Below are 16,409 nucleotides of genomic sequence, written 5' to 3' on the forward strand. Positions count from 1 at the left end.
ATAGGAATTACTATCTTTGCGTGTTTTAAAATAAATGTACGTCTCTTGACACAGTCACATTTCTTCCATTTCCTTATGCTAAGAAAAACCTCTCCCGTCGTCACTTTGGTGGGTCTCTGTATTTCTTTCATTTCATCAGCTCAAGGTACAACAACCGCAGGCCAAGACAGTTCTGGTATCAATCCAGTAATTTCGTCGGTTCCCTTCGCTGCTTTTACCCCTGATGCTCGTAGCGCCGCGTTGGGAGATGCAGGTGCGGCACTTAGTCCAGATGCAAATGCTATGTACTGGGGTGCGGCTAAATTGGCTCAAGCAACCAAAAACTACGGAGTCTCTTTTTCATATACGCCATGGCTTCGCAACGTAACTGAAGATATGTATTTTGCGTATCTGTCTGGCTTCAAAAAAATTGGCAAAAATCAGGCTGTGGGTGTCAGCCTTATGTATTTTGACCACGGCATGTTTCAAGCGCGTAACAGCTTTGGCACCTTGCTTGGCAATTATTATTCCAACGAATTTTTTGCTTCGGTAGCTTACTCACGCAAGCTTACTGATAAGTTTTCGATGGGGTTGAACCTTAAATACATCAACTCCAACCTCGGAGGAGGAGTTCAGGTAATGGGTAACTCTGCCCTCAAGCCTGGTACAACTGCTGCGGGTGACTTGAGCGCCTTTTACCAAACTGAAAATATCGACGAAGGTACTGGTGCTGGCTGGGGATATTCGTTTGGCTTGATGCTTCAGAACATTGGGGGTAAAGTAAACTATGGCGGTACTGACAGTGGCTTTATTCCTACCACATTTAAGTTTGGTGGAGCAGCAACTCGCCACATCGACCCATACAACAAGGTTACGTTTACCATGGATCTGAACAAGTTGATGATTCCAACGCCTCCAATTCGTGATGCGTCGGGTAAAATCACGGCTGGCAAAGACCCCAACCGTAGTAGTATTGCCGCTATGTTCAGCTCGTTTTCGGATGCTCCAGGTGGTGCAAGCGAAGAACTTCGTGAGTTCATGATTTCGGCAGGAGCTGAGTATTGGTACAATGAAGTTTTTGCCGTACGGGCGGGTTATTTCAATGAAGCTAGAACCAAAGGAAATCGCAAGTATTTCACTGTTGGTTTTGGGGCTCGTATTCAACAACGCTATGGTATCGACTTCGCCTACTTGATGCCGCAAACACAAGGTAGCCCATTGGCCAATACCTTCCGCGTGTCGCTCATCGTAGATATGTTTAAAAAAGCCGCCGACATGGTGATTGATAACAACGAAAGCGAGAATTAATCGTCCTCGTTTTCCAAAAAGAAGCCGCTTACGAGATTTCGTAAGCGGCTTCTTTTTTTCAGGCTATGAACAAGCTTCTGCGCAGAATTCGGGTTGTGAGCAACCCTCAGCACGGTTGCTACAACCCGCTCTCGACGAGAATTTCTGTCTTGATGTAATGCTCCGAATGACTTATTACCCAGCGTTTACACGCTTCTTTTTTGCCGTAAAAACCTGAGTACCATCCCTCTTCCTTCAAAATGGCCAATGGATTTCCCTGTTTATCAAAAGCCGTCAACTCAACGCTGTTTTCAGCTACCTCCGACGGATGCCAAATTTGATACATGGGTAGGTCGGCAGGTGCATTTTCTAGCCAATCTTCGATTACCCAAACCAATTCCCCTTGTTTTTTCTGAACTTTTCTACGGTGGATAATGCCTTTTCCAACCTGCGCAAAAGCTTCTATTTGTCCCTCAAAAATCCATGTTTCATCTCGTTGTTCCCATGAAGCTGCGGCTTTTTTCACCCAGTTATACCATACAAAGCGAGGGCCTTTTAGCATTTGGTCGTAGGTTCCGAGCATCACGGTATTATGCGAAGCCGTTCCAGCAAAATAACGCACCCATTTTTCATCGGTATTGTACAAGTACGAGCCCGCATCGCGCAATAGATTTTGACCGTTGACCCACATATCTAAATGCAGGTTATCTGCCTGAAAAGGGCGGTCTTTGTACGCTCCACATCGAATAAACGTCACACTCTCATCCACATCGCGTACGACGTAGTAACCTCCTTTTTCAAAGGAAGAAGTACCTGTAAACGGTTTTTGAGTGAGTGGTAAAATCGTAGTTATTCCAAACCAAAAGCAGTCTTCCATCATTTGAGTTGGAACGCCCAATGCTGCTTCCAGCGCCGACAATTGCGGGCGGTAGTCGCGGTAGTGCGCCGCATTGAGGGGGAAAAACAACGCGCCATCGTTGTTGCCATAATTGGGCAACCAGCCCGTTTGGGTATCTTGGCACACTCGTAGAAACTGCAACGACGCTTTGGCACGGTGGTACACCCGTTCTGAAAAAAATTCGCCATTGAGTTCACTCAAACGAATTGCCCACGTAAGCAACTGAATCACAACGCGATGGTAATTCATCGAAAACTGTAGGAATGTACCGTCTTCGTAGATTTGGTAAGCTATTTCTTCTTCAAACCATTTTTTTCCACGTTGTTTCCAGCGCGGTGCCTCGGGAAAAAACGGGTACAAAAGTCCCACAAGGTACAAAGCCAACGTTTCGGTAATGGCGTGGTTATTACGTACGGCAATGCGTGAAAAATGGATATTCTCTTCTACGTGCCGCATTTGCCAGTACAACACGTGCATTATTTTCTCAAAACGAGCTTCCGTCAGCGCCGATGAATTTTTATAATAATGTAGCGCAAAAGTCCAGTTCAACACCCGCAGCGAAATCTCTTGGCTACAACGCCAGTTAGGTCCGCAGTTGATTGGATTGGCGTCTATCCAGTTTTCTATTTCTTGAAAAACAGTTTCGGCATTGTTTTCTCCCAAATGAAAATCACCGCGAATCAACGGATACAAAAACGCAAATCGTGATTTTTCCCAAACGTATTTAATATCTCCCGCTATGGGCGACAAATCAGGAATGTCTGTCCAGTGCTTGTTGGCGTCGTAGCGGTAGCAGTTAGAAGGGTTCGTGAGCCAATCAGTCACTTCGTAATACGTGGCACTAAACATCAAAAGGCGACCTTGTCGGTATTCGTTAAGTTGGCCAACCAATTTCTGTCGTTCCTCCTCCGAAAGCTTCATGCCCTCCGCTAAGCTTTCTTTCGCCTCAAAAAGAAACCGCACGTGCAATTCTTTCCATGCAGCTAATGATGAATAGGCTTCCGACGGGGGCTGCGTAGGAAAAGCCGCTTTGAGTAAGCCCGTTCGGCGGCGGACTTCGTACCACAGGCGAAAGGCCACGTATCGCGGCCCCATGTTGGTTACTATATTGAGTACTTTTTTCATAAAAATTCCTCAAAAGAAAAAGCCGTGATGGATGTCACGGCTTCTACGTTTTTTCTAAAGTCGCTTACTTAGCTTCTTCTTCGGCTGCTTCGGCGGCTGGTTGTTCTTCGGCTGCTTGCTCAAACACTTGAGGTAATTGAACCAAAAGAATGTTGTACCAAGAAATAATTTTACGAACATCCGACAAATACACGCGCTCAGTGTCATACCCTGGCAATACCGACGTCATAAAGTCCACCAATTGGTAATCTGACATGGCTTTAGCGTCAAGGGTTTCGCCTTGGTATTTGCTGTGAATATTTTCAAAAACAGTAGCAAGGGGCGTCGCTTGGTCTGTATCTGCCATAAAGATGGAAATATCTTTCAACACAGAAACGCGCGCCGAAGCTCCAATCATTGATTTTTCACGCTTTGCGTCCAAACTTTCTACGATTACTCCTCCGCGTCCTGGTTTTAGGATGCGATACAAGCCCGACTTACCCGAGAAGTTGGCAATCTCTTTCAACAATTCCATATCTTACAAATGATTTTTGCGTAGTTATTTTTCAGAATTAGGGCACAAAAGTAATGCTTTTTCTTGAAAAACACGAAAGTCGCCGGCTGCTTGAAAACAACTAACGACTTTTTCTTTTGGAAACCAAACTTCACTAAAAATGGCTGTATGGGACGGTTATTTTCGTGTTTTTGTTTCGGTTACTCCGTTGGTAGTCACGGTGTAAGTACGGTCGCAGGCACCATCTCCATAATCTACTATTGATTTTGGTTTATCTGGGCGCACAATTTCGATGGTTCCCGCCACAGGGAAGCCCCCACTGGTGGATTTACATGCTGCTTTTACGATAATTGATTTTGTAATCGTTGAAGAAAATGTTTTGCCATCGCTGCCAGTGGCGGTCGTAAATCCTGTAATCACAATTTCGTCATCATTTACATTCAAAGGCGTGCCTTTGGTGTCTGTTTTTCTGGTTTTAGTGCTGTTAAATAATATTGTTTTACCGTTTTCGGTCGTGATTGATGTTTCAGTAAAACTCTCTTTGGTTACTAATTTGCCATTTTCTACCACCAAATTCACCGAATGTTTTCCCGTAATCGTTCTTGGGCCACGTTGAAAGTTTTCGTAAGTAATGGTTTGTGTCAACAAGCCCGAAGTATTGGCGGCAGGTCGAAGAGGCATCAGAATGGTCATTTTTCCACCTACCTTTCTTCCATCACATTCTTTAGAAGCTCCATAATCTACAACGACCGTTATGCCCCCATTGGCTTGGGTTCGAGTAATCGTCGCGCAGTTATCTTTTTTAAGCGGGCGCATTCCTACACCAGTGCTATCAGCTCCCGTAGTGGCAGCCTCGCGTGCTCCCGAAAAACCACCAAACAAATCCTCGTTGTAGGTAAAAACTGCTTCAGTTTCATCCACAATCGCCTGATTATCTTCGGCGGTCACGTTGTCTATATCAGGATTAACTGATGTATTATCCTGATTACAAGCACCCATAGTAACGATAAGTAAACAGATAGTGGCAAGCTTTTGCCAATTCAAATTGGTTTTCATGGAACTTTTGTTTTGGGGTTTAACATTTGTTTTTTGACTGTTTGTGTTCACCTTTGTCAGGGTTCACAAACACTTAGAATTTTTATCATACCAAAGGTTTAATCGCCTCGTTAACAAAATTTAACAAAACATGCTTACGCCCGAAGAACTGAAACGTTACAGCCGACATTTGCTCATTCCTGACCTCGGAATAGAAGGCCAACAAAAGCTAAAAGCGGCCCGCGTTTTGGTCATTGGGTGCGGTGGGCTAGGAAGCCCTATTTTGCTGTATTTGGCGGCGGCAGGCGTAGGTACAATTGGAATTGTAGACGGCGACCGAGTGGATGATAGCAACCTGCAACGCCAAATTATGTACGGCAGCGAGTCGGTAGGAAAATCCAAAGTGGAAGAAACCCAAAGGCGGTTACAATCGCTCAATTCGTTTGTGCAGGTGAATCCGTACTTTGAAAATCTGACCTCTCAAAATGCGCTTTCCATCATTGAGTCGTACGATTTTGTGGTGGATGGTTCTGATAATTTCCCTACGCGGTATCTGGCCAACGATGCCTGTTTGCTCCTTCACAAACCCTTGATTTACGGTGCTATTTACCGTTTTGAGGGACAAGTAGCCGTTTTTAATTACCAAAATGGCCCCAATTACCGCGATTTATTTCCGACTCCTCCCCCACCCGAACTCGCCCCCAACTGCGCCGAAGCAGGGGTTTTGGGCGTATTACCTGGCATTATCGGCTGCCTCCAAGCCAACGAAGCCTTAAAACTAATCACGGGAATTGGAGACGTTCTTTCGGGGAAATTATTTATCATGGACGCCCTCACGATGATTAGTCGCACGATTCGGATTCCTAAACTTCCCGAACGACCAACTGTCACTCAACTGATTGATTACGAAGCTTTTTGTGGAATTACAAACGATGTAGAAAGCGATATTTCGCCCGAAGAACTCCAGGAATTGATTAACAAGGGCATTGATTTTCAATTAATTGATGTCCGTGAACCCCACGAATACGAACTGGACAACCTCGGCGGTGAGCTTATGCCACTTTCCCGATTGGAAGAATTTGTGCCGTTGATTCAGCGCAACAAGCGGGTCGTTGTGCATTGTCAAAGTGGCATGCGAAGCCAAAAAGCAATCGCCCAATTAAAAGACAAATTCGGTTTCTCGCAGCTTTCCAACCTAGTTGGAGGAATCGTGGCCTATCGAAAATTGTAATTGATTTTAATGTATTTGATTTCTGTAAGAAAATGACGACTCAACTTGTCCTTACACGCGATGGCTCGCATACCCTACACAACGAAGCCTTGCATGTTTATTACCACTCTATCAACGGTGCGCTGCAAGAGTCTCTTCATATCTTTATCAATTTAGGACTTAAAGAAGCCATTCGCCAACGGCGCGAAACCAATTCAGAAGCTCCTATTTACCTTTTTGAAATGGGGTTTGGAACTGGGCTTAACGCTTCGCTTACGTGGCTCGAAGCCGAAATAAACTTACTTCCCGTGCATTATGTAACGATTGACGCCTTTCCAATAGCACCCGAACAGGCTCTTCTGCTCAATTATGATGGCTTACTAAACACCCAGCAACTCTCTCAATTACATCATGCCCCTTGGGGCAAAACAACCGAGCTTTCACCTTATTTTCGGCTAGAAAAACACCATATTCCCCTCCAAGATTTTGAAACGTCACACCAATTTGACGTCATCTATTACGATGCGTTCGCACCCAGAGCGCAGCCCGAACTTTGGACAGAAGGGATTTTTCAAAAGTTGGCAGGATTGCTCAAAGTTGGCGGAAATTTAACCACCTATTGCTCAAAAAGTTACGTCCAAAACAACCTAAAATCCGCTGGTTTAGTCATTGAAAAACACCCTGGCCCAAAATACAAACGTGAAGTGATTCGGGCTGTGAAATAGCTCAACACAAAACCTCCCGAAAGTTTTAGAACAAAAAAACTTCCCGAAAGCTTTAAGCTTTCGGGAAGTTGGTTCCTACTACGCTTTACCCGTCAGGATTCGATTCCAATACAACCACGGTAACACGTATTTTTTCAGCACCCACATACTCCATCTCGGTACTGTTTGGTCAAAAGGGAAGGTCATTTTAGGGGTGTTGCTGTAATCAAATTCCGCCAGCATCAGTTTGCCATATTGCGTCGGAATCGGACAGGCGCTGTAGCCATCGTATTGTTCTTTGAGGCTTTGCTGTTTGAGGTACGAAAGCAAATTGCTCACCACCACAGGAACTTGCTTACGAATCGCCGCGCCTGTTTTACTGCAAGGTGCATTGGTACAGTCGCCACACGCAAAGATGTTGGGAAAGCGACTGTGCTGCATTGTATTTTTATTAATCTCTACGTAGCCAAACGGATTGTTGGGGTCGGCAAGTGGACTATTTTTGATAAAATCGGGTGCCGACTGTGGCGGTACGGTGTGACACAAATCAAACTTTATTTCCTTGCGAACCGTTTCGCCTTGCTCATTTTTTGTTTCATAATATAGCGTTTGATTTTCTCCGTCAACCTCCACCGTATTACTCAAAAAATGAGGCTTAATATTATTACGATTTACGATGCCCGTCAGGGTTGCGGCGTATTCTTTTACGGCAAAAATAGCCCCTACGCCCGAGATATAATGGACGTCGCATTTGTCCAAAATTCCTTTTTTACGCCAATAATCACAGGCTAAGTACATGATTTTGTGAGGAGCGCCGCCACATTTGATGGGGCTAGAAGGGTTGGTAAAAACGGCCGTTCCTCCCTCAAAGTTTTTGATTAACTCCCAAGTATAGGGAGCCGCATCAAACGAGTAGTTACACGAAACGCTGTTCTTCCCGAGGGTGTCTTTTAACCCTTTTATTTTCCCCCAATCCACCTGAATCCCTGGCGCTACAATCAGGGTATCGTAGGTATATTTTGCCCCACTTCGGCAAGTAACCTGATTTTGTTCGGGTTGAAACGTTGCCACGGCGTCTTTGAGCCAGGTTGTTCCTTTGGGGATAAAATCGGCTTCGTCTTTTTCGGTATCTTTAATATCAAATTCGCCCGCCCCTACAAGTGTCCACGCGGGTTGATAGTAATGTTTTTCGGAAGGTTCAATGATACCAATGTGCAGCGATGGGTTTTTGATTAACAACTGAGAAGCTGCTGATAATCCTGCATTGCCGCCACCAACGATAAGAGTCTGATAATGTGCCATATACAAAAAGAAAAGGGATGTTACAGGGTTGCTTTTTACATAGTCAAAAATCCAACTTTCTCTTTTCTTTGTTTGTAACAAATATCACACAAGCAAGAAATTTAATTCATTTTTCAAGAAAAAAAACTTCTCGAAAGTTTTATAACTTTCGAGAAGTTTGAGTATCGACTCTATTCGGGTTGTGAGCAACCCTCAACACGATATAGCAACCCTCAGCACGGTATGGTGAGCAACCCTCAGCACGACAAAAAACCTCTCGAAAGTTTTGAACTTTCGAGAGGTTGGTTAATTGATACTTTCTTCTGCTTTTTTTGATTTGTACTTCACAAAAATATTTATCCAAATGCGGCGCCCTATCCGAAAATACAGCGGCATCAACAAAATAAGCCCTGGAATCAAAAAGGCCAGGAGCCGCAGCTCATCTCCTCCAAGAAAAATAACATAGCCCAAAAATGACGTCACGATGGTCGCTACATAAAGCCCGTAGCTGGTGTACATAGCTCCGAAATAAAAACCTGGCTCCCGCTCAAAATCTTCGTCGCAGTGAGAGCAACGTTTGTGCATTTTGTCAAAATTTTTGAGGTCGTAAGCCGTTTTTGTAACAAAAAAGTCTCCTTCGTGGCAGCGTGGGCACTTGTTGAAGAGAATACTGTATAGTTTGGTTCCTTTTAGCATGTCAGCACGTTTACACGTTTAGTTTGGCAATCTGTCTTTTAAAAGCCCGTACGTCCAAGTTCCTGCAATCGCACTGAGGAGGGTTACAATCACTGCCACATAACCACTTCCAATTTGGGCAAACAAAGGCCCTGGACAAGCCCCTGTGATTCCCCAGCCTAAGCCAAAGAGTAAGCCGCCGTAGATTTGTCCCCGCATAAATTTCTTCGGGTGAAACTGCACCGTTTCGCCAGCTAGGGTTTTGATGTTGAATTTTTTAATCAGAAAAACCGAAATCATCCCCACTACTACCGCCGAGCCAATCACGCCGTACATGTGAAAGCTATGAAGACGGAACATTTCTTGAATACGAAACCACGAAATGATTTCGGCTTTGACGAACACGATGCCAAACATCACCCCAACCACCAAATACTTGAGGTTGCCAAGGGTGCTTTCACGCTTCACCATGTCGTTGGGCGCATCGCATACTAAGTGTTCTGGAAAAGATACCGTATTTGTATTTGTTTGATTCGTTGCCATGAGATTCGTTGATTGAAGGTTAGAAAAGTTTGAAAATGAAAGGAAGAAGTACTTGTACCATCACAAAGCCGCCAATCATGAAACAACAAGTCGCAATCAACGACGGGAGTTGCAGGGTTGAAAGCCCCATAATCGCGTGCCCTGACGTACAGCCACCTGCCCAACGCGTACCAAAACCTACCAAAAAACCACCAAAAACAAAGAAAATGAAGCCTTTGAGCGACAAAATATTTTCAAGAGCAAACAAATCCGCAGGCATCAAGCCTTTAAAATCCTGAATTCCAAGCTCTCTGAGGGCAGCTATTGTCTTTTCAGAAATCACAAAATCATCAGGATTTTCGAGAAATTGAGTTGCTAAAAAGCCCCCAACCAATACTCCCACTACGAAGAACAAGTTCCAGATTTCTTTTTTCCAATCGTATTTAAAAAAGGAAATGTTAGCAGGAAAACACGCCGCACAGATGTGGCGCAACGACGACGAAATCCCGAATGATTTATTGCCAATGAGCAACAATGTTGGCACTGTCAGGCCAATCAATGGCCCTGCTACGTACCACGGCCACGGTTTTTTGATGAGTTCGATTAATTCCATAAGTCAGAGAATGAGTTACGTATGTGCAAAAATGATGATTAGATTAGTAATGATAATTGAGGATAAAATTAAAATGAGACATGTTTACTTTATTGAACACGTAGCGGTCGTTTTCGTACGTTGCTCCGATGTTATCTTTCCGAACAACCAAAAGTTGGGCATCTAGTCCTTCAAAAAAGCCTTTAAATTGGTAACTCATGCCTGCATTTAGCTGCGTATAAGCTGGCATTCCGTACTTATTTAAAAACACATTTTTTACATCAGAAAGTTTATAGTAGCCCCAACTTACTTCCCATTTCAGCTGAGTTCGAGGTTTATAAAACGCATTAACCGAAAATGCATTGACGTCACCCATCCCTTCGTTTCGTTCGCGTGGCATAAACGTATAGAACGGTTCTCTTCCCCATTCTCGCGGCATCAAATAGCGTCCTTCGGCTGTAATGCGCGTCGCGTTTATGTTGACATCGTATTTGGGAGAACGATACCCCACCCTACCCGAAAAAACCGCCGAACGGCTATCGGGTGCAATATAGGCTTTGGTTACGTCATGATTTCCTCCGTTTCCGACCGATTGCTGGCGAACGGCTTGAAAGCCTGCCACCCAAGCGTGTTTATTTTTAAATTTTGACTTCCAATCAACTTGCACAAAAGCAGTGTTGAAGACATTTTCGACGTAAGTATCCCACGCCTGAACCGTCACGGGGCCAAGGGTTTGCGTGATTCCACCAATCAGTATCCCCTTTGACTCTACGTTGTTGGCATAGGTAGAAGGTTTTCCATCCAACCCCACTCCAACGGGGTAAATTCCCATACTTTCTCCCACCCTAAACCATTCAACGGTCGAACGGGGCGAAATTCGGAACACGTATTCTAGTTGAATTTTGGTGTTTTTCCATTCATTAAGCTCTACAACTGCCGCTTCTGTCAGTGTTGGGCGCATTCGTCCGTCTTGAGGATTGATAAAAGGCGTTTTGGGTACTTGACGGCCAACGGTAATTTTTGATTTTTTCCCAAAATGATAGCGAAGGTATAGTTCTTCCAAACGGTCTAAATCTTCGTGGTCGTTGGGTCGGCGAATATCAAACAATCCCACTTCGTAGCGGTTGATTTGCCCCGTTTTAGCATCAGGTTTTGATAAATCAGAAGACATCAAGTTGAACATAAAAAAACCGCTTAGTCCAACTTGAAAACGGTTTAAAATACGCGGCGTTTCGTAGCCAATACCCGCTCCCACCCCCCAAGCGTAGAAATTGCTCAAGCCACTTGCGTTGTCAGTTCCCATCCAATACGAACGGGCATGTCCGTGAAAATGACCTTTGGCAAAAAAATGACTCAGGTCTTGGATAGAGTCGGCGGGGGTTGCTTTGTGTTTATACTGCTGGTCGCTGTGTACCTGCGCCACTGCACTACTAACACTCCACCAAATACCCATCAACGGAAGTAAAAACGGCACTTTCATACAATTTGCGAGAATTTTATACAAAAGTACCGCCGCCCAAGCCCCTAGTCCGTGACAATTGTTACACTCCTACAAAAATTGATAATCGACCCCATGAACCTGCGATAAGAGTGTTTGGGGAGCATCCAAGACCTTCGCTGCTTGTCGCATCTTAGGACTCACGGGCGAAAACTCTTTTAAATATTCTTTCATCACACTATGAAGGGTATAAGAGGTATTCGAAGCTTCTTTCACGCCTTTCATGCGGCAAAGCATATCCGCAGGGTCGCCATCGCGCTCACAGGCGGCAATCGTATAGGTTTTTTCTAATTCAAGTGGTTTGTCGCCAATCATGACTTTTTTCACCCGTTGCCCCACGCGTTCAAAGGCTTTAAACTCTACTTCCATGCCTTTGAAACGCACCACCCAGCCACCAAAACGCTTGGTAGCATCTTGGGCGAATACGTTTTGAAGTTCTTTTTCGAGCCAATCGACCAGCTGCTGACCCGTGGCTTTCCCCACACGCACGGTCGCATCGACGGGGAGCATATCAAAAAGATAGCCTTCCGTAATGGCCACTTTCCCCGAAGCGTCGGGCACGCGTGGTGGGCAAAACCGAAAGCCATTAGAAAGCACCACTTCGGTATTAACTTTCCATTTGAGCGCATCCACGATGAGGGTATCAATCGTATTTTCGACCACCATGTTTCGGTACAACGGCTCGGTACTGTAGCCAATCACTTGATTGATTTGGGCATGATACGGCTTTTCGATTTCCTCTACCAATTTTTTAATCTCGGGTTTGGCAGGGTATTTTTTGGGGTTTACTTCAATGAGTTCGTACTTTTCCCCCACAATTTTCCCATCGGTGACTTGCAAATCAAGACGCCCCACAAATGACCCAAATGCCCCAGGTTCTACGACTTTCGCGTACTCACACTGGATTGGTTTTCTAACCCGCTCGTGGGTATCGGCCCCAAAAACATAATCCACTCCTTTGGCATCGGGGTTGTTGGCCAATGCAATTTGCTGCGACAACCCAATGTGAGCCAGAACAATCACAAAATCGCACTGCTCTTGTTGTTTTAGTACCTCTACCCAGTACTTGATGTTGTCTTCAGGTTTGGTATAAACAATGCCCTTGCTGTAATACGGCGACTGGCGGATAGGTACGAGGTGGTCGGTGTAGCCCAAAAAGCCAATTTTAACGCCCAGTTTATGAATAATATGATACGGCTGAAAAACTAGCTCTCCCTTTTTTCCCTCGCCTACATCGTGGTACATGTTGGCGCAAACTTTAGGCGCCATCAAGCCTCCCATCAGTTTTTGCATATTTTGTTTGTAATACACCACTTCCCAGTTGCCAGGCAAATACAAATCATAGCCAATGGCATTGAGCAAAGGCACAAATGCTTGTCCCGACGTTTTTACCGACAGCATACTTCCTTGAAACATATCTCCCGTATCCATCACGAAGGTATTGTCAGGGTTTTGTTTTCGGAGTTGGTCGATGGCCGTCGCTAAATGGGCGTAGCCGCCTGCTTTGCGAAAAGCAAGCTGGTTGTTTTCCCAAAAAAGCTCATCGTGTGCATGAAGCTGACAATGCACATCGGTGGTCTGGAGCAACGTAATGGTTCCATTTTGGGTCAAAATTGGTTTCATTTCGCTCTTTTCTTCGGCCAATACCTCCGAGCTTTCTGCGACTAATCCAGCCAATAGGCTTGCTTGAATGAATTTTCTTCTTGAGTGCATAATTATTGAACACGGATTGAATGGATTAGACACCGATTAATGGGATTTCTTGGTGTTTTTTGTTTGCTATTAATCGCCTACACTCCTAAAACCCCGCTTTGATATACGCCCAGCCATCCTCTTGTTTTAGGACTAACTCAGCAATACCAACGGGCACAAAAACAGCCTCTGGCAAAATCTCCGATTTGTCGATTTTACGTTGTTTTAAGGTATTTTCACAGACTGCGAACGTCACGCCTCGGGCTTTTAATGCCTCAATTTCTTTGGCAGTTTTGGCCTCATTTTTTTTCATAAATCCAATGCCATTGTTATGAACGACCACTTCGATTTGGGCATTTTTCCAATAATCCAACACATTAGACAGCTGTTTTGCCAATGCTTTATGCGCCAACGTATCGCTGGTAGCTAAGTGAAATACGATTTTGTGAACTTTATCGGTTTGTTGGGCAAACCCTTGGTTAACAAAAGCAAAAACAACTAATAATAAGGCAATTAGGTTCTTTTTCATTGAGAACTATGTTAAGTGTTTACGATTTTTTCTTGTGTTTTTCCTTCCATTCTTTGATGGGTTTGAAGGGGCCGTATTTGTGTTGCTGTTCCGAAAAAGGGTCAGCATAAGGACCAAAAGGATGGTCAAAAGGTTTGCCAGCGATGTTGGGCCAATCTTTGCTCAAATCTTTGCTAGGGCGCGGCATCGAATTGACAAAAGCCGCCACGTCCCACGACTCTTCGTCCGATAATTGAGGACGTTCGTAGGTTGCCCCAAAAGGCATGTTGTATTTTACATAGCCCGCCAAATTGGAAAGGCGAAACAAACCTGCGCCGTTGTTGTAGCTATGCTCGCCCCACAGCGGCGGATAAGTGTAAGTACGCCCGCCTTCGGCCATCACTCCCTCACCATTGGCTTGGTGGCAGCTTTGGCATTTTTGTTCATAAACAACTCTCCCTTTATCGGGGTCGGCGGCGCGTTTCATTAGTTTGAGTTTGTAAATGCCCGAACCGCGCGGGGTATATTTTTTAGGGACATCGCCTCCAATCCATTTGATATAGGCCAAAATTGCCTGCATTTCGCGGCTAGTCGAATCGAGGGCTTTCCCGTTAAGGCTACGTTCAAAGCAATCGTTGACTCGTTTTATTTGGTTTTCTACCGTCCCTGAGCGTTCACGGAATTTGGGATAATTGGCTTGTACGGCAAAGTAGTTGTTGCCCCAAGGCTGAGTACCCGCGTTGAGGTGGCAGTTTTGGCAATTCATTCCGTTGGAGCTCGCTTTTACTTTTCCTTTAGGCCCAAGGTATTCGGCGGTGTGCGCAATTAGCTCTCGGCCATAGTCGATTTTTCGGCGCTGCTCGGGTGCGAGTTTTGCCAAACGCCAATCGGCAGGCTGTGTCCAAAGCGCGTGGAAGTTGGTATCATAAGGAACAACGGCGGTGGTATCTGCCGTTGCGGAGGAGGCCGTATAATTTTTTAGCCAATCTGATGCGCCCAAAATATACGAGCCAATAAGACCTACCGCATACAAAGCGACAGCGATAATTAGCACGGTAAGAACGCGCACAACGTTAAGTAATTTCATACGGGCGAATGAGGTTGTAATCGAGGACGCTAAATTCTATATAATTTTTTCATTGAAATGTAACATTTGTCACAGTCAACAAAAAAAGGTGGCCTCTGCTAGAGAGACCACCTTCTAAAATAGTGATTTGCTTGCTATTTATTAGTAGCTTTCGTTTTGTTTAAGATAACCTACTAGGTTCGACGCTCCGTCGATGGCCGTTTGAGGAATCGGGAAAATACGTTTTTTCGGATCATTGTTGGTCTTCTCAGTCCAAGTTCCTTCGTATTTACCGAAACGAATCATGTCCGTACGGCGTTGGGCTTCCCAATAAAACTCAAACCCACGTTCACGGAAAAGCAAGTCGAGGGTCATGCTGGTCAAAGCTGGTGCAGGCGTACCTACTGCTTTGCGCGCAGCGCGTACCGTATTTACATCTGCCAAAGCCCCAGCGGCATCGTTGCTCTTGCGAAGTTTGGCTTCAGCACGCATCAAATACGCATCTGCCAAGCGGAAGATCACGAGGTCAGCATCGCCGAGGTTACGACCAGAAGATGATTTTTTGCTAAATTCATACTTCAACACACGATAGCCTGTGTTGTAATCGCTACCTGCCACGGTAAAGTTTACTTGTTCCGTAAAGTTCACGGCCAAGGTTGGGCGGTTACGCGTTACGTTGAAAAGTTTTCCTACTCGGTAGTTGTTTCCACAACGTACAAAAGCACCATTGACACGGATTAAACCGTACTGCGTTCCGCGCAAAATTCCACGGTTCATTTCAAACTTATCAGCTGCAATACACGAGTCAGCAGGCATCGTCCAGTTTTGTTTAAAGAAACGAGGGTCAATACCCGCAGGATCTTTTCCGTCGTTTGCCTGAACCCACGATTGATAAAAATCTGGAGTGATGGCAGGGCCGTCGGTTCCGTTTGCAGCAGGGAAGGCAGGCAATGGGAATTGATCACCCGACAACGAGAAATACGCCATACGGTTATGGCCGTTGAGTTCGGCACGTTGTTCTCCTACAAAAATCAACTCTTTGTTACTATTGTTATCGGAGTTAAACATTGAGAAATAATCGGCCGACAAACTATACTGACCTGAGTTGATGATTTTATCGGTGTATTCCACCACTTTGTCCATGTCCTCAGGTTTAAACTGGAAGCTGGTAGCATAGCGATCACGATAGACGGCGGCGTTGAGGTGCAAACGTGCCAACAACCCCCATACCGCCCCTTTGGTAAGGCGACCAGGCCCAACGGTTGTCAACAAACTCGGTTCAACGGCCAAAAATTCGGCTTTCAAGTACTCAACTGCTTGCTCTCCGCGCAAAATCACCGAAAGGCCATTTGGATCTTCTTTAGAGAATACCAATCCAAACAAATCCAACAACAACAAATTGTAGTAAGCACGCATCCCACGGGCTTCGGCGATGTAGGTCTTGGCGTTGGTATCGTTGATATTTGGCAACGCACTCATGGCCGTCACCGCGCGCGAAATCCCCTGCGTAAGTAGCAACCAAGTGTTTCTTATGTTGGGGTCGGTGCTGGTATGTGTGTGTTGGTGCATGGCCAAATAAATTCCATTATCACCCCAGTCGGTACCACCTCGGTAAGGCAAAATGGCCTCGTCCGAAGAAATTTCTTGGATGGCGAAGTAGTTGGTATGCAAGAAAATATTGGGCAATTGTGCGTACACGGGGGCAAGGCTACCGTCGGCCGCTTGCTTGTCGGTCAAGCCCGATGCCGATGATTCATCCAGTACTTTTTCAACCAAATCAGTACAACTGTTGAGGGTTAAAAGCGCACAAGAAATGAAGGATATGATAAGTATTTTTTTCATGT

Annotated in this window: 15 protein-coding genes; 3 read left to right on the top strand and 12 right to left on the bottom strand. The window is 45.1% G+C overall.

From position 1 onward, the window contains the following. Nucleotides 1–75: 75 nt before the first annotated feature. Nucleotides 76–1,287 carry a type IX secretion system outer membrane channel protein PorV gene (gene porV / locus AC23N5_RS22410; RefSeq protein ID WP_487757338.1) on the top strand — a complete coding sequence of 404 codons (1,212 nt, stop codon included), beginning with the start codon at nucleotides 76–78 and terminating at the stop codon, nucleotides 1,285–1,287. Nucleotides 1,288–1,405: 118 nt separating this feature from the next. On the opposite strand, the gene AC23N5_RS22415 is transcribed toward porV, so the two are convergent. The 3 genes from AC23N5_RS22415 to AC23N5_RS22425 all read right to left on the bottom strand — a co-directional run bounded on the left by AC23N5_RS22415 (nucleotide 1,406) and on the right by AC23N5_RS22425 (nucleotide 4,838). After that, on the bottom strand, nucleotides 1,406–3,289 hold the full coding sequence (locus tag AC23N5_RS22415; protein ID WP_487757339.1) for a heparinase II/III family protein: 1,884 nt from the start codon (nucleotides 3,287–3,289) through the stop codon (nucleotides 1,406–1,408). Nucleotides 3,290–3,353: 64 nt separating this feature from the next. Continuing rightward, the gene (locus AC23N5_RS22420; RefSeq protein WP_183973830.1) at nucleotides 3,354–3,803 is read right to left on the bottom strand and encodes a DUF5606 family protein; all 450 of its coding nucleotides are present in this window, start codon (nucleotides 3,801–3,803) and stop codon (nucleotides 3,354–3,356) included. A 156-nt stretch (nucleotides 3,804–3,959) separates the two neighbouring features. After that, complete coding sequence (locus AC23N5_RS22425; RefSeq protein ID WP_487757340.1) at nucleotides 3,960–4,838, bottom strand: hypothetical protein; 879 nt, start codon at nucleotides 4,836–4,838, stop codon at nucleotides 3,960–3,962. Nucleotides 4,839–4,968: 130 nt separating this feature from the next. On the opposite strand from AC23N5_RS22425, the gene moeB reads away from it, so the two are divergent. Together moeB and mnmC2 are read left to right on the top strand one after the other, a co-directional pair. After that, nucleotides 4,969–6,048 (top strand): molybdopterin-synthase adenylyltransferase MoeB, encoded by a 1,080-nt coding sequence (moeB, locus tag AC23N5_RS22430; protein ID WP_487757341.1) that lies wholly within the window; start codon nucleotides 4,969–4,971, stop codon nucleotides 6,046–6,048. Nucleotides 6,049–6,080: 32 nt separating this feature from the next. After that, nucleotides 6,081–6,752 carry a tRNA (5-methylaminomethyl-2-thiouridine)(34)-methyltransferase MnmC2 gene (gene mnmC2, locus AC23N5_RS22435; RefSeq protein WP_487757342.1) on the top strand — a complete coding sequence of 224 codons (672 nt, stop codon included), beginning with the start codon at nucleotides 6,081–6,083 and terminating at the stop codon, nucleotides 6,750–6,752. 78 nt (nucleotides 6,753–6,830) lie between these two features. On the opposite strand, the gene AC23N5_RS22440 is transcribed toward mnmC2, so the two are convergent. From AC23N5_RS22440 to AC23N5_RS22480, 9 genes are all read right to left on the bottom strand, one after another. Beyond that, the gene (locus AC23N5_RS22440) at nucleotides 6,831–8,033 is read right to left on the bottom strand and encodes an NAD(P)/FAD-dependent oxidoreductase (RefSeq protein WP_487757343.1); all 1,203 of its coding nucleotides are present in this window, start codon (nucleotides 8,031–8,033) and stop codon (nucleotides 6,831–6,833) included. A gap of 285 nt (nucleotides 8,034–8,318) precedes the next feature. After that, entirely contained in the window at nucleotides 8,319–8,708 is a 390-nt protein-coding gene (locus AC23N5_RS22445; protein WP_183973820.1) for a DUF983 domain-containing protein, read from the bottom strand. Nucleotides 8,709–8,726: 18 nt separating this feature from the next. Further along, nucleotides 8,727–9,230 carry a DUF6691 family protein gene (locus tag AC23N5_RS22450; protein WP_183973818.1) on the bottom strand — a complete coding sequence of 168 codons (504 nt, stop codon included), beginning with the start codon at nucleotides 9,228–9,230 and terminating at the stop codon, nucleotides 8,727–8,729. 19 nt (nucleotides 9,231–9,249) lie between these two features. Beyond that, complete coding sequence (locus tag AC23N5_RS22455; RefSeq protein ID WP_183973816.1) at nucleotides 9,250–9,822, bottom strand: YeeE/YedE family protein; 573 nt, start codon at nucleotides 9,820–9,822, stop codon at nucleotides 9,250–9,252. Between the two features lie 43 nt (nucleotides 9,823–9,865). After that, the gene (locus AC23N5_RS22460; RefSeq protein ID WP_487757344.1) at nucleotides 9,866–11,281 is read right to left on the bottom strand and encodes an OprD family outer membrane porin; all 1,416 of its coding nucleotides are present in this window, start codon (nucleotides 11,279–11,281) and stop codon (nucleotides 9,866–9,868) included. 69 nt (nucleotides 11,282–11,350) lie between these two features. Next, a complete protein-coding gene (locus AC23N5_RS22465; protein WP_487757345.1) occupies nucleotides 11,351–13,012 on the bottom strand; it encodes a bifunctional metallophosphatase/5'-nucleotidase in 1,662 nt (553 codons plus the stop codon). A gap of 85 nt (nucleotides 13,013–13,097) precedes the next feature. After that, complete coding sequence (locus tag AC23N5_RS22470; RefSeq protein WP_487757346.1) at nucleotides 13,098–13,520, bottom strand: DsrE family protein; 423 nt, start codon at nucleotides 13,518–13,520, stop codon at nucleotides 13,098–13,100. 19 nt (nucleotides 13,521–13,539) lie between these two features. Further along, nucleotides 13,540–14,586, bottom strand: a complete 1,047-nt coding sequence (locus tag AC23N5_RS22475) for a c-type cytochrome (RefSeq protein ID WP_487757347.1) — start codon at nucleotides 14,584–14,586, stop codon at nucleotides 13,540–13,542. 141 nt (nucleotides 14,587–14,727) lie between these two features. Beyond that, nucleotides 14,728–16,407, bottom strand: a complete 1,680-nt coding sequence (locus AC23N5_RS22480; protein ID WP_487757348.1) for a RagB/SusD family nutrient uptake outer membrane protein — start codon at nucleotides 16,405–16,407, stop codon at nucleotides 14,728–14,730. Between the last annotated feature and the right edge of the window lie 2 nt (nucleotides 16,408–16,409).

This window comes from Runella sp. R5_40, from assembly GCF_057652295.1.

Bases quoted from the DNA above. Each gene is read 5' to 3' on its own strand.
- AC23N5_RS22475 (WP_487757347.1), bottom strand. From the start codon at position 14,586: ATGAAATTACTTAACGTTGTGCGCGTTCTTACCGTGCTAATTATCGCT.
- mnmC2 (WP_487757342.1), top strand. From the start codon at position 6,081: ATGACGACTCAACTTGTCCTTACACGCGATGGCTCGCATACCCTACAC.
- AC23N5_RS22440 (WP_487757343.1), bottom strand. From the start codon at position 8,033: ATGGCACATTATCAGACTCTTATCGTTGGTGGCGGCAATGCAGGATTA.
- AC23N5_RS22420 (WP_183973830.1), bottom strand. From the start codon at position 3,803: ATGGAATTGTTGAAAGAGATTGCCAACTTCTCGGGTAAGTCGGGCTTG.
- AC23N5_RS22425 (WP_487757340.1), bottom strand. From the start codon at position 4,838: ATGAAAACCAATTTGAATTGGCAAAAGCTTGCCACTATCTGTTTACTT.
- AC23N5_RS22445 (WP_183973820.1), bottom strand. From the start codon at position 8,708: ATGCTAAAAGGAACCAAACTATACAGTATTCTCTTCAACAAGTGCCCA.
- AC23N5_RS22460 (WP_487757344.1), bottom strand. From the start codon at position 11,281: ATGAAAGTGCCGTTTTTACTTCCGTTGATGGGTATTTGGTGGAGTGTT.
- AC23N5_RS22450 (WP_183973818.1), bottom strand. From the start codon at position 9,230: ATGGCAACGAATCAAACAAATACAAATACGGTATCTTTTCCAGAACAC.
- AC23N5_RS22415 (WP_487757339.1), bottom strand. From the start codon at position 3,289: ATGAAAAAAGTACTCAATATAGTAACCAACATGGGGCCGCGATACGTG.
- moeB (WP_487757341.1), top strand. From the start codon at position 4,969: ATGCTTACGCCCGAAGAACTGAAACGTTACAGCCGACATTTGCTCATT.
- AC23N5_RS22470 (WP_487757346.1), bottom strand. From the start codon at position 13,520: ATGAAAAAGAACCTAATTGCCTTATTATTAGTTGTTTTTGCTTTTGTT.
- AC23N5_RS22480 (WP_487757348.1), bottom strand. From the start codon at position 16,407: ATGAAAAAAATACTTATCATATCCTTCATTTCTTGTGCGCTTTTAACC.
- AC23N5_RS22455 (WP_183973816.1), bottom strand. From the start codon at position 9,822: ATGGAATTAATCGAACTCATCAAAAAACCGTGGCCGTGGTACGTAGCA.
- porV (WP_487757338.1), top strand. From the start codon at position 76: ATGCTAAGAAAAACCTCTCCCGTCGTCACTTTGGTGGGTCTCTGTATT.
- AC23N5_RS22465 (WP_487757345.1), bottom strand. From the start codon at position 13,012: ATGCACTCAAGAAGAAAATTCATTCAAGCAAGCCTATTGGCTGGATTA.